The organism is Wolbachia endosymbiont of Oedothorax gibbosus, assembly GCF_936270435.1.
Lineage (GTDB): Bacteria > Pseudomonadota > Alphaproteobacteria > Rickettsiales > Anaplasmataceae > Wolbachia.
In genome coordinates this window covers 370,027-382,880 of record NZ_OW370567.1, presented here as the reverse complement: position 1 = coordinate 382,880, position 12,854 = coordinate 370,027, and the positions used below count along the sequence as shown (strand labels likewise).

Below are 12,854 nucleotides of genomic sequence, written 5' to 3'. Positions count from 1 at the left end.
AGGCCATTTATTCTGAACCCCGCTTAGCTCTGCTAAGTATTTCTTAATGCGTGCCACGGCGCACCCTCTCGACTCACACAGCTCCCATTATTCAGCCATCAGTTGTAATAGTTTAGACTTGATCTGACAGGCAAACAAAGTAAGATAAAAATATGAACAAATTTTAAAGGAGTGTCAGGCAACACAAGAAAAAATACTAAAACCAAAGTTGGGATTGCTAGAACTTGCAAAGCAATTAGGAAATGTATCACAGGCGTGTAAGGTAATGGGATATTCAAGGGATACATTTTACCGCTTCAAAGAACTGTATGAAACAGGAGGAGAAGAGCGAAAAGCAAGCCATTATATGCAAATAGAGTATCGGAGGATATAGAAAAAGCAGTAATTGAAATAGCAATAGAATTTCCAGCATATGGACAAGAAAGAGCAGCAAACGAAGAGAGGAATTCTCATCTCTGCAAGTGGAATAAGATCAGTGTGGCAAAGAAACAATCTTGAAAATTTCAAAAAGAGGTTAAAGGCATTAGAAGCAAAAGTAGCTCAGCATTTTAACAGAAGAGCAGATAACAGCTCTAGAGAAGGCTAAGGAAGAAAAAGAGGCCCATGGAGAAATTGAAACAGAGCATCCAGGATACTTGGGTAGCCAAGACAGTTATTATGTGGGTAATATCAAAGGTATTGGAAGAATTTACCAGCAAACCTTTGTTGATACCTATTCTAGAGTTGCTTTTGCTAAGCTTTACACAGAAAGGACTGCTATCACAGGTGCAGATCTTCTTAATGATAGGGTAATACCGTTTTTTGATGAACAGAAAGTATCATTACTACGCGTTTTGACGGATCGTGGTACAGAGTATTGTGGCAGACCGGAAAATCACGCTTACCAGCTGTATTTGGGGGTAGAAAATATTGATCATTCTCGAACCAAAGCTCGTTCTCCACAGACTAATGGCATATGTGAAAGGTTCCACAGAACTATGCAAGATCAATATTATCTTTAGAAAGAAAATTTACACCTCTTTGGCAGAACTTCAGTTAGATGTAGACCATTGGGTGCATTCTTACAATAGATCTAGACCGCATTCAGGTAAATATTGCTATCCTATGCAAACCTTTTTTGATAGTATGCATATTGCTTATCAGAAAAATATTGATAGCATTAAACAGGATGCTGATTTTGGTTTTGACTTTGTCAATTCTTCTGTCAGTTAATTCACGCCTGTCAGATCAAGTCTAAACTATTACACTTTTGCTGTTTTGTATTTCATCTATCTCCTTCACACTAAATTACCATTGTATATCTTCTTTGGCTTTATGCTAGTTTCGAAAGAGGTCTATTCTCAAAATCATCTTTTAAACCACTTTCTAAGTAACTTCCCAAACTATTTTTTAAATCATCTTTTAAATCACTGGCTAACTCTTCTTCACTGCAATCTTCTATTATTACAATACCTCGTTTGAGTAATTCTTCTTCATATTCATTATTAATACTGTTCCTACCAAGATCAAGCACTTTGATTTCCGTTTTTTGTTTAACAAAGCCTAATAACTCGGTTGTATCTACGTTATCCAACTCATGTAAATCTAAAGTTTTACCTCGGATATATCTATTAAATTCTATTGCCATTCTCCCTAAGCATTGTCAAATATATTTCAACTCTACATAATATTTCAACAAAAGTCTACTTCTTACCCTTAATCAACTCTAAAGCCTTTTTCAAATCTATGCTTTCAATATCCGCGTTTTTGCCCAAAGCAACGTTTGTTTTACCGCATTTTATATAGAATCCGTACCTACCGTTGCAGATGAAAACTTCTTTTCCCTTTTCATTAACCCCGAGAGACTTTAGTTCTTTGCGTGGACTGTTTGCAATAATTTGTACAGCTTCATTTAATTGTGTGTCTAAGACCTCTTTGGAGCTTTTCTTAAGAGAAAAGTATTTACCATCATAGAAAATATAGTACCCAAATCGCCCAAGGCCTATTTTTACTTCTTTCCCGGTTTCAGGGTGTTCTCCAATTACTTTCGGCAAGGAAAGTAATTGAGTAGCGGTGCTCAGATCAATATCATTAACATTTATATCTTTTGGTATAGAAACCGCTTTTTTCTTTTCTGACTCATTATTAAACTGCAGGTAAAGCCCAAAAGGACCTTTTTTAATTACTACCTCTTGTCCTGTTATATTATCTATACCTAAACTTTTTGGATATTCTGAATTGTCGTTACTACCTGTAATTTCCTTTGTATGGTTGCATGCAGGATAGTTAGAACATCCAAGAAACACCCCAGCTTTTCCAAAGTTTAATTTCAATATACCATCGGAACAATCAGGACATTTCTTACCTATTTCTTCTTTTCCTTCCTCTGAACAAAACCAATCGACTACCAAGTCATTAATACCGCTGAAAACTTCATCATGCGTCATTTGCTTGACAGAGGTTACATGACCAAAAAATGGCACCCAAAAATGGCTCAATTCTTTTTTCCAATCTGTATGTCCATTTGAGATTAAATCAAGCTTTTCTTCCATTTGTGCTGTGAAATCATATTCTATACAACGCTGAAAAAAAGTTTCTAAAAATATGGTAACGATTTTACCGCGGCTGCTTGGAATAAATCTTTTGTTATCCAATGAAACGTACTCACGATCTTGTAATACCGAAATAATTGTTGCATAAGTTGATGGGCGACCTATACCGATTTCTTCCATTTTTTTTACGATACTTGCTTCACTATAACGAGGTGGCGGTTGAGTAAAGTGCTGTTTTGGCTCAACTGAAATCAGCTTGCATGCTTCCCCTTCTCTCATGACAGGCAGCAGGCCTTCACTTTCGGCTTCCATGTTATCTTGGTAGACTTTATAAAAACCATCAAAGAATATACTCGATCCACTTGCTCGCAGAATTACTTTCTGGTCAGTAGAACTAATTTCGACTACCACTTGATCAAGGATCGCCGATTCCATTTGACTTGCAATGGTTCTTTTCCATATCAAATCATACAATTTAAATTGCTCTGGCGTTAAGTAATCCTTAATACTACCTGGCGTTCTACTTATATCAGTTGGACGAATTGCTTCATGTGCTTCTTGAGCATTTTTGACCTTTTTTACATATTTACGAGGAGACTGCGGTAAATATTTATCACCATATAATGACTTAATTGACCCTCTAATTGAGTTTATAGCCTCATCTGCAATATGAAACCCATCTGTACGCATGTAAGTTATCAATCCTACAGTTTCACCACCAATATTGATACCTTCATATAAATTTTGCGCTACTCGCATAACATTTTTCACATTAAAATACAGTTTATTCACTGCATCTTGCTGAAGACTTGAGGTAATAAATGGAGGTAGCGGGTTTCTCTTAACTTGCTTGCGTTCTACTGTGCTTACAGCATACTGCCTTGACTCGATCTCCCTAACTAAGTTCTTTGCTTCTTCTTCATTCTTAATATCAAATTTTTCTAGCTTTTTATTGTCATAGTGGCTTAGCATAGCAAAAAAAGCCTCATCTTTGCTATTTTGCATTTCTGCCTTTATGCTCCAATACTCCTGTGTTATAAATTTACTGATTTCATCTTCTCGTTCGCATATAAGCTTTAATGCAACAGATTGAACTCGCCCCGCAGATTTGCTTCCCGACAATTTTGTCCACAGCAGCGGTGACAAGCTAAATCCAACTAGATAATCCAAAGCTCTGCGTGCTTGCTGTGCGCGCACTAAGTCCATGTTTATTCCACGTGGATTTTTTATAGCTTCTTGCACTGCCCTTTTTGTGATTTCGTTAAAGACTACTCTATGAATGTTACTTTCATCATTGATTGCTTTCCTTTCCTTTAGTGCCTCTATCACATGCCAAGCTATTGCTTCCCCTTCCCTATCTGGATCTGTTGCAAGATATATATCTGATGTTTTACTTGCTTGCTTTGCCAGCTCTTTTACATACTTCTCTGCTTTCTCAATAATCTCATACTTTATAGCAAAATCATTATCCGGATCGACAGAACCGTTTTTTGCTGGAAGATCCCTCACATGTCCAAAGGATGCAGCTACTTTGAACTCTTTACCCAAATATTTACCTATCGTCTTTGCCTTCGCCGGCGATTCAACTATTAATAATGCCATATTGTTAATTATTTTAGTACTTAAAGATAATATGTTGAGGAATATACAATGAAATGTAAAAAAATATTTTAATAGGTCTTGTGAATTTTACGAACCGGGTTGTAGATGTTCTCCAGAAAATCCTTGGACACTGCTATTTTTAAGTGAATTTGAAGGCTCATTACAATAATATACGATTGCAGCAGCAACCAGACAACAAGCTCCAACTGCTATCCCCACTGCTAACATTTCTAGGTGAACTGCAATAGCTATTCCTAAAGCAACTCCAGCTATTGCCAGTGTAGAAGCAACTACAATAGACAGCTTACTTCTCTTTTCATTTTGCGGAGCAGCATTACTTGGGTTACTTGGCAGTACATCATCGCCTTGATTTACTTGATCCAAAACTTCAGGCTGCTCCTGTTCAGGAGTTTTTTCTTCTTCTTGTTTTATTCCCAAAACTTCTAATGAATTTTTAAGAGTGGCAGATTTTTTCTCAGCAGAACAAGTAATACCTTCCTTCATATTTTTACCCCTTTCTACCAATAGGTCTATTGGGGACTTGTCATTATTGTCCTTAGCATCAATTTGCGGAGCAGCATTACTTGGGTTACTTGGCAGTACATCATCGCCTTGATTTACTTGATCCAAAACTTCAGGCTGCTCCTGTTCAGGAGTTTTTTCTTCTTCTTGTTTTATTCCCAAAACTTCTAATGAATTTTTAAGAGCGGCAGATTTTTTCTCAGCAGAACAAGTAATACCTTCCTTCATATTTTTACCCCTTTCTACCAATAGGTCTATTGGGGACTTGTCATTATTGTCCTTAGCATCAATTTTTGCCCCACCTTTTATTAATGCTTCTAATTTGGGATAAAAACGTTTATTTATAGTACTTTTCATAATAGTCCAAATAAGGTAAAATAAGGATTTGTAGTAGTGAAGGTAGGTATGCCAGCAGCATATAGTTATGACTTAAGGAAAAAAGCAATGGAAGCTCTAGACGAGGGAGAAAGCAGAGAAACAGTGGCAGCAAGATTTAAAATTGGACGAACTACTTTGTGGGAGTGGCAGCAAAGAAGAAAAGAAACAGGTGACTTTCAATCAAAAAAACTTGGAAATGGAGGTTACAATCACAAAATTACCGACTGGGATGCCTTTGCTAAATTTGCCAGAGAAAACGGAGGAAAGACTCTATTGGAAATGGCTAAACTTTGGAGCAACGTTAGTATCCAAACTATCCACCGAGCCCTGAAAAAAATTGGATTTACACGCAAAAAAAGACCTATGGGTACAAGGAAAGAAGCGAAGAAAAACGTGCTAAATTCTTGAAAATTATAGCAACAAAAGAACCTAAAAACTTAGTGTATATAGATGAGTCTGGCATTGACAACACTGAAGACTACCCCTATGGATATTGTCAGAAGGGACAGCGGTTTTATGCCCTAAAATCTGGGAAGAAAACTCAACGAATCAGTATGATTGCAGCTTTAAGTGAAAGAAAAATAGTTGCTCCATTAACCTTTGAAGGCCACTGTAATATGGATATTTTTAATGGATGGTTTGAGCAATTTTTGATACCGACCTTGGAACCTGGACAAACTGTCATTCTTGACAATGCTACTTTTCATAAGTCTGATAAGATCATTAAGCTTGCTAAAGGGATTGGTGCAGAAATTTTGTATCTGCCACCGTATTCTCCAGATTTTAACAAAATTGAACATCATTGGTTTGCTATAAAAAACAGAGTCAGGAAAAACATTCCTCTATTCAAGTCTTTTCGTCATGCTGTTGATTCTGCCTTTCTATGATCTGTTCGGATTATTATGAGAAGTGCTATACTTTTTCAAGCTGAAAACTGTAACCTACCTCCTCAACGCTGTTGCAATATTCTGAAACAACGTAATGCAGCAAGGTTTGCCCTAAAGAATCAGGAGTATTTAGATCTACTCCATTTTCAATTAAAGATTCTATAGTAGAAACATCACAACATCCTTTAACTAATGCGTTTTTGCCACCGCTATCCTCTTCCATTAAGTCAATGTTTGCTTTATTTTCGACGTGTGGATAAATATTATGCTCTACAATCTTGTGTGATATAGGAGTACCGTTTCCATCCTTTAATCCCGTAATTCCTTTTTCAACAAAAATATTTATCATTGAATAGTATGCTTTTTCTGTTTCCACATAATCGTGATAAAAAATGGAATCATCCCATGAACTCACTTTTCTATGATTATCTACAAGTTGGTCAACACACAGATCAAGCGGTGTTATGCGTTCACTATTTGGAATATTGTAACATACACCTTTATCTACCAGTGAGTGAAAAAGGGAAATAGCATTCTTAAGGGATATGATTACACTCTCTCTTGCACAACCTTCCCTAAATTCCTTTGAGTTCATTTTGGACTGTAATTGATCAAAAAGCTTAATCATATCTTTATGAGGATTTGTATTATAACTGATGTTATTATCTTGTGTATCTTTCTGAACATTAGGGTTACTACTATTTTTGGAAGAAGACTTCTTAGAGGAAGGTTGACCAAAATTAAAAGCATCAAAGTTAAATGATGTCCTTTTTAAAACAAAATCATCAGAATTAGGGTTATTAAAATACTTAAAGAAATAATGAAAAGTCGTGTTCCCGTCACTATCTTGCACATTAATATCGTTCACATCTAACTTCCCTAACAGCAAGCCCGCGGTTTTATAAGAATTTAATTTGATAGCAAGACGTAAAGCGTCAATAAGAGATACTTTTGCTCCTTTGTTAATCAAATAATCAACAATTTGCTCATGATCTTCTTTGATTGCATAATTAATCGGAGTAATACCAATATATATGTAATCATATTTAATATTAATATCGACACTGAACTTTTCTACTACTGTGCGTACAGATTCTAGATTACCTGCAAGAATTGATTGGTACAAAAAGTCGTATGGTTGCTTCCTTATATAATCTGCAAATAAATCATCAGATTTTGCTGTATTTTTCTCTTCATCCCCATTTTTATCATATTTTTTTCTTTTTTTCTTGTTAGGTAGCACTTCATATGCCTTTTGAACCTCTAGAAATGGCATTACAAGATCTTGCATTTCTTTCGATTCGGACTCAGATAAAATACCACCACTATGTCGCTTTTCTGACAATTCTTGATATCTTTCTTTTTTTTTAGGTGGGAGTTTATCAGGATGATATTTCAGTGCTAATTTTTTATAAGCTTTGTTTATTTCTTCCAGAGTAGCATCTTTATTTACTTCTAGTATTTAATAGTAGTTCCTAGCCATATATACTCCAACTTACAAATAATATATATTAGCATCATATGACATAAAAATCAAGTGAACTCACCCAGAAAAAGTAGAGATGTAGACAATACCGGAATTTCTATATACTATAAGCTCCTACGTCATACCGCCGCGGTATCTCAGCCGCTAACATGTAGCGGGATGACGGTTGTCGTTTAGCCATAAACATTTAAGAAATTTACCAAATGAAAAAAAAGACAAAAGAAGCCCCATGGTTGGCTAATTATCTATATTAACTTTATAAATTGGCGTTTTTTACTCTCAACGCTCCAATTTAGCTACTTTTATAACAAAATTGTAAACATTAAGAAATTTACTAAGCAGAAAAAAGGCAAAAGAAACCCTGCTAGCCAGTTATTCACTATCTATTTTTTTAATTGGCGTTTTTTGTTGTCTTAAATGCTTTAATAAGCGCATTTTAGCTTATGTTGGTAAAAACCCGAAAGTTTTATAAAGACATAAAGTGCACATAGTGCAAAAAATTAAACATGATACGCCAAGTATATCGAGTTTTTTGTCATTTTATCTGCACAGACTGAAGATAAATAATTAGCTTCAGTATTATGATACGGGAGCTGACGGAGGATGTCAAGGAAGTTTTTCGTTTCTCAATGCGCTGCCAAAAGCTATGCAAAAAGTCTATTGATTACCATATGTAATTTGAAACCATAAAACCAACCATGAGTCTATTTCAGCAATTCCGGAAAAAACTTTGTTTTTTGAGATTCGTTTCCTATGACATGTTGCTATAGGTGTTATACCATACGCGTCAAGTTAAGGAAAAGTAGCATAAGGAAAAAGAAAAGTAGTAAAAATTATTTTAGATATTAAGTAATAAAGCTAGTAATTTATAGACTCTTCTAAAAGAATTATCTTATTTTAGATCAAAATTTCCAAAAAAATGGGAATGTTCAAAAAAGTGTGTCAAACCGAAAAAAAAGTAATAAATTGATATAAAAAAAATGGAGGTTTCACATATGAATCAAAGAATAGCAAATAAAACTACTGGATTGGTAGATTATAAAGAATTAGAAACAAATATCCTGTCGTCTATACGAGAAGGAAGGCCGCTGACGGGAAGGGACGGAGTATTAACACCATTGATAAAAAAGCTGCTGGAGGCAAGTTTGGAAGGTGAAATAGAAAATCACTTGTTGGCTGAAAGCGAAGAAAATAATCGAAGAAATGGGAGAAATGGAAAGACTTTAAGGACAAGTGCCGGTTCATTTGAACTTTTGACGCCAAGGGATAGAGAAGGAAGTTTTGAGCCGCAAATAGTCAAAAAAAGGCAAACAAACTTACATCCAGAGCTTGAAACGAAGATCTTGAGCACATTTGCCAGTGGTATGAGTTATAGAGATATAGCGTCACACGTTGAGGAAATTTATGATCACAAAATATCGGCGGCAGAGATATCAAGTATTACCGACAAATTGCTACCGGTAATCAACGAATGGCGTAGTCGCCCATTGCAGTCTGTGTACCCAATAGTGTTCATGGATGGCATGTTTTTCAAAGTTAAGGAGGACGGGCATTGCGTAAGTAAATGCATGTATAATATATTAGGCGTAGATCAAAATGGCAGAAAAGAGGTACTAGGCTTTTATTTAGCCGAAAGTGAGGGAGCCAACTTCTGGTTAGGGGTATTAAATGACCTAAAAGAGAGAGGAGTAGAGGATATTCTGATTGCCTGCGTCGATGGTCTAAAAAGTTTTCCTGCAGCAATAAATAGTGTGTTTCCTAAAGCAGAAGTACAGCTATGTATAGTGCATCAGATAAGGAATTCATTGAAATATGTATCCAGCAAAGATGTGAAAGTTTTCATGAACGATTTGAAGAAAATATATCGTGCTTCAAGTAAAGAAATCGCTGAGAATTATTTGCTTGAGCTGGAAGAAAAATGGGGTGAAAAATATCCTTTGGTTATAAAATCGTGGCAAAATAATTGGGAAAATTTATCTGGTTATTTTAAGTATTCTGGGCCAGTTAGAAAGCTGATTTATACCACCAATCCTATTGAGGGGTTGCATAGACAGATTAGAAAATTCACTAAAACTAAGGGCTCATTTACTAGTACAAATGCCTTGTACAAACAGGTATATTGTGCTATAAAAAAGGCAGAGCAAAATTGGATTATGGCTATACCTAATTGGGCTTTAACTATATCTCAACTTGATATTTTCTTTCCTGGTAGATTGAAAATTGAGTTGAATTAAAAATGCGGTTTGACACACTTTTTTGAACATTCCCAAAAAAATAAATGTAACAAACAAGTTTAAATGGTTGGGCGATATTTCCTTAACTCGGTCCTGTGATTCTTTTTTCACTAACTCGTTCAGGACTTGGACTATCTACTTGAGAATCTGGCTTTATTTCTTTAACTTTATCATCAACTATTTTTTCCACTTTCTCTATTTTATTATTACCACTGGCCATAATTGCAGGTAGAAAATCTTTCATCAAATCTAGCAATTTCTGCATATCTTCCTCATGAGTACTGAGGCCCTTTTCCAGAAGTCTGATCATATCAGCTTCTGAAAAATTTTGAATAGTTCCATTCTTTACTAACTCTTGTATAGCAGATCGTTGCTCTTCATTTTTAAGCATTTTTATGATCCTTATTTTATTCTGGGCCTCTTTTGATTCTTCAGCGTTTGCAGGGTATACCATATCATAAATGAACTCTTTCTCTAATCTAGAGAAGTTAGTCTTTTCCCAAGTCAATTCATCGATCACATCTTTCACAAAACTTTTCACTGCTTTTCCGCATTCAATTGCACCCTCTTTTACTTTACCAATACTTTTATCTGCATTTTCTTTTATTTCATCTCTATGCTGATATATGGCATAACCAATAGCAGCTATAGCCGCTATTGCTAAAAGCCCTAACAACGCTATTCCACCACCCAACAATGCACCAGCCACTCCCCCTATTGCTAATGTACCTACTAATGCACCTGTCAATGTTGTAAATGCTGCTCCACTTATAACTCCTTGAACTAACAGTTGGTTGCCTAAAGCTTCAAGTTTTTCCTCCATTACTAGATTTTTACCAACTTGCTCAGCTAGTTTTTTGAATTTTTCTCTTCCTGATAATTTTTTTGACACAGCTGTAAAAAATTTTTCGCTTTTCTCATTTTCTAATAAACTGATTATGTCTGCCTTTTTAGTTGAATCTAAATTTTTCAGATCTTCATTTTGATCCAAAAACTTTCTTGCTTCTTCCTGTAAAGCTTTATCTCCTTGAATAATTTCAAATATACCTTGAGCAAGGTACTCGCTGTTACCAGTATCTACTGCACCACCTTGTACCATATTCAATTCCTATCAATTATAAATATGCCTAATTATACATACTAATTATTAATTATATTATAATAAATATGAGATAATTAACATAATAATCTCTTTCCAAATATAGAATTTGTATTAAAATATCTAGATTACATGAAATTAAGGTACTTTATGGGTGAAAAAAAATTAAAAGCTGCTGTGGTTTTATCAGGGTGTGGTCACCTTGACGGTGCAGAGATAAGAGAAGCTGTTTTAAGTCTGCTTGTGCTTGATCAGCAGGAAGTGGATGTTAAATGCTTTGCACCTGATATCAATATCACACAAGTTATGAATCATAAAACAAAAGAGGTAACAAAAGAAAAAAGGAATGTACTTGTAGAAGCAGCAAGAATCGCAAGAGGCGAAATATATGACTTAAAAGAAGCCAAAGCTGAAAATTTTGACATGCTAGTTGTACCTGGTGGATACGGGGTTGCGAAAAATTTATCTGACTTAGCTGAAAATAAAGACATGGTGACAGTAATGCCTGAATTTGAAAGATTGGTTTTAGAATTTTTTGTTACAAAAAAGCCGATAGGAGCAATATGCATATCTCCAGCCATCATTGTTTCAGTTTTAAGTAGCAAGATAGGTAAAGAAGAAAGTAAGGTTAAGGTAACTATAGGAGATGACAAAGAACAGTTGATAGAGAAGCTTGGTGGTGAACACATAAAATGCGATACAGAGTTATCAATAGAAAACGAAGAACATAATGTATTTTCCTGTTCTGCTTATATGCGTAGCGACGAAAGTACATACTCTGTATATCAAGGGATAAAGCATATGATTGACAGCATGGTAAAAAAGATTAACAAAAAAACTAAACAGCCATTCCTCTAAGATATAGTAATTTAGACTTCCTTACACAATTAACTGTTGAATTTTACATTCTTAGCTGTATTATAGCTAAAGTGCTCTAGGTTTACTGACTATAACGGTATGGTGTAGGGCTTTAGCTCTTTTTTTATAAACGCAAGGTGTTTTATATGTCAGACCTTTTCTATATTGAAACTACGTGTTGTGTGGACGGTCAGTGTGATGTCTATACAGGGGAAGTGAGTTTTAATGATGTCATGTTAGGCAAGTTCAGTCTAAATTCGTGCAGCGGGAAAGAAGCTATGATAAATCTAGACATTATTACATTCGATATTAATATCGCTATCGATGGTCAAAATGGAAAGGTAATAAAAAGAGACCTTAAAGGTCTTGAATTTGTAACTAAAGATGATGGTTCTTGGTATATTAATAAGGATTTTGGTAATGATAGATTTGAAGTTATAGTAAAGCAATCATAATTTTACATCTCAGGTGGGAATGTTCAAAAAAGGTATCCGTTCAGCGGAGCGGTAAAATAAAAAGTAGACAAGGAGTGCTAAAAACATAATATCGCAAGTAGTATGTGTGGTCTGATCTACTAGCTAGTCTTCTCAAGCTCTGTGAAAGCTTTAAAATAGAGATAGAGCAACTAAAAGCAGAGATAAAGAGGTTAGAGATAGAAAACGAAAATTTTAGATCTGAGAATAAGGCGCTAAGAATTGAAAATGCTGAATTGAAAGAAAGACTAGGTCTGAATTCACAAAATTCATCGATACCGAGCTCAAAAGAGTTATACAAGCTAAAGAAGAAAAAGAAAAAAAGTGACAGGAAAATAGGGGCACAGATTGGGCATGAAGGAAGTTTTCGCGCCAAAATGGATGCAGATGAGGTGATAAAAGTAAAGTTGTCATCTACTTGCGAATGCGGAGGAGAGATTGCAATATGTGGAAAACCTTACATTCATCAAAAAGTTGATCTTCCGGAAATTAGGCTTTATGTAGTGGAGTATCAATGGTCGTTGCCGGAGATGCGGGAAAAGAAGAAGCAGTAAGTTACCAGAAGGTGTTACATCAGACACATTTGGACCAAGGGTTAAGTCAATAATTGCAGCGTTCAGCGGGTTTTACAAAAATTCAAAACGCGAAATAGCGAGTGTCGTAAATGATATCTTCAATTTGAACATAAGCGTCGGTAGCATATCAAATCTTACTATTACCCACAAATAAAGACATGGTATTGTATTTACTCAAATAATTTAATTTTATTAACTTGAAAGATTAT

Annotated in this window: 9 protein-coding genes and 3 pseudogenes; 6 read left to right on the top strand and 6 right to left on the bottom strand. The window is 35.2% G+C overall.

All coding sequences use genetic code 11. The annotated features are described in order from the left end of the window. Positions 1–160 precede the first annotated feature (160 nt). A pseudogene (locus NBW39_RS01920) lies at positions 161–1,212 on the top strand (IS481 family transposase). A gap of 100 nt (positions 1,213–1,312) precedes the next feature. On the opposite strand, the gene NBW39_RS01915 reads toward NBW39_RS01920, so the two are convergent. From NBW39_RS01915 to NBW39_RS01905, 3 genes are all read right to left on the bottom strand, one after another. Continuing rightward, positions 1,313–1,627 carry a hypothetical protein gene (locus NBW39_RS01915; RefSeq protein WP_250295463.1) on the bottom strand — a complete coding sequence of 105 codons (315 nt, stop codon included), beginning with the start codon at positions 1,625–1,627 and terminating at the stop codon, positions 1,313–1,315. Between the two features lie 55 nt (positions 1,628–1,682). Next, complete coding sequence (gene topA / locus NBW39_RS01910) at positions 1,683–4,133, bottom strand: type I DNA topoisomerase (protein WP_250295462.1); 2,451 nt, start codon at positions 4,131–4,133, stop codon at positions 1,683–1,685. Positions 4,134–4,220: 87 nt separating this feature from the next. After that, positions 4,221–5,012 carry a TomO hydrophobic C-terminal domain-containing protein gene (locus NBW39_RS01905; protein WP_250295461.1) on the bottom strand — a complete coding sequence of 264 codons (792 nt, stop codon included), beginning with the start codon at positions 5,010–5,012 and terminating at the stop codon, positions 4,221–4,223. A gap of 48 nt (positions 5,013–5,060) precedes the next feature. Between NBW39_RS01905 and NBW39_RS01900 the strand changes: the two genes are divergently transcribed. Beyond that, positions 5,061–5,920 (top strand): IS630 family transposase gene (locus tag NBW39_RS01900; RefSeq protein ID WP_250294642.1). Its coding sequence is split into 2 segments (ribosomal slippage): positions 5,061–5,385 and positions 5,385–5,920, totalling 861 coding nucleotides; the frame shifts between segments, so codons are not numbered across the junction. 25 nt (positions 5,921–5,945) lie between these two features. Here the strand turns inward: NBW39_RS01900 and NBW39_RS01895 are convergent. Then, the gene (locus NBW39_RS01895) at positions 5,946–7,382 is read right to left on the bottom strand and encodes a DnaJ domain-containing protein (protein WP_256466316.1); all 1,437 of its coding nucleotides are present in this window, start codon (positions 7,380–7,382) and stop codon (positions 5,946–5,948) included. Between the two features lie 683 nt (positions 7,383–8,065). Further along, a pseudogene (locus NBW39_RS08860) lies at positions 8,066–8,180 on the bottom strand (transposase); the annotation flags it as partial. A gap of 221 nt (positions 8,181–8,401) precedes the next feature. On the opposite strand from NBW39_RS08860, the gene NBW39_RS01890 reads away from it, so the two are divergent. After that, positions 8,402–9,640: an IS256 family transposase gene (locus NBW39_RS01890; RefSeq protein ID WP_250295731.1), complete on the top strand. Its 1,239-nt coding sequence runs from the start codon at positions 8,402–8,404 to the stop codon at positions 9,638–9,640. Positions 9,641–9,722: 82 nt separating this feature from the next. Here NBW39_RS01890 and NBW39_RS01885 read toward each other — a convergent pair whose 3' ends face one another. Next, positions 9,723–10,739: a hypothetical protein gene (locus NBW39_RS01885; protein ID WP_250295730.1), complete on the bottom strand. Its 1,017-nt coding sequence runs from the start codon at positions 10,737–10,739 to the stop codon at positions 9,723–9,725. A gap of 150 nt (positions 10,740–10,889) precedes the next feature. On the opposite strand from NBW39_RS01885, the gene elbB reads away from it, so the two are divergent. The 3 genes and pseudogenes from elbB to NBW39_RS01870 all read left to right on the top strand — a co-directional run. Further along, a complete protein-coding gene (gene elbB / locus NBW39_RS01880) occupies positions 10,890–11,597 on the top strand; it encodes an isoprenoid biosynthesis glyoxalase ElbB (RefSeq protein ID WP_250295460.1) in 708 nt (235 codons plus the stop codon). A gap of 146 nt (positions 11,598–11,743) precedes the next feature. Further along, positions 11,744–12,052, top strand: coding sequence for a hypothetical protein (locus NBW39_RS08855; protein ID WP_370273692.1), 309 nt, complete (start codon positions 11,744–11,746; stop codon positions 12,050–12,052). A 104-nt stretch (positions 12,053–12,156) separates the two neighbouring features. After that, positions 12,157–12,769: pseudogene (locus NBW39_RS01870) on the top strand (DUF6444 domain-containing protein); the annotation flags it as partial. Between the last annotated feature and the right edge of the window lie 85 nt (positions 12,770–12,854).

What these genes read in the sequence shown, in the direction of transcription:
- NBW39_RS01915 (WP_250295463.1), bottom strand. Translation starts at nt 1,627, where the DNA reads ATGGCAATAGAATTTAATAGATATATCCGAGGTAAAACTTTAGATTTA.
- topA (WP_250295462.1), bottom strand. Translation starts at nt 4,133, where the DNA reads ATGGCATTATTAATAGTTGAATCGCCGGCGAAGGCAAAGACGATAGGT.
- NBW39_RS01905 (WP_250295461.1), bottom strand. Translation starts at nt 5,012, where the DNA reads ATGAAAAGTACTATAAATAAACGTTTTTATCCCAAATTAGAAGCATTA.
- NBW39_RS01890 (WP_250295731.1), top strand. Translation starts at nt 8,402, where the DNA reads ATGAATCAAAGAATAGCAAATAAAACTACTGGATTGGTAGATTATAAA.
- NBW39_RS01885 (WP_250295730.1), bottom strand. Translation starts at nt 10,739, where the DNA reads ATGGTACAAGGTGGTGCAGTAGATACTGGTAACAGCGAGTACCTTGCT.
- elbB (WP_250295460.1), top strand. Translation starts at nt 10,890, where the DNA reads ATGGGTGAAAAAAAATTAAAAGCTGCTGTGGTTTTATCAGGGTGTGGT.
- NBW39_RS08855 (WP_370273692.1), top strand. Translation starts at nt 11,744, where the DNA reads ATGTCAGACCTTTTCTATATTGAAACTACGTGTTGTGTGGACGGTCAG.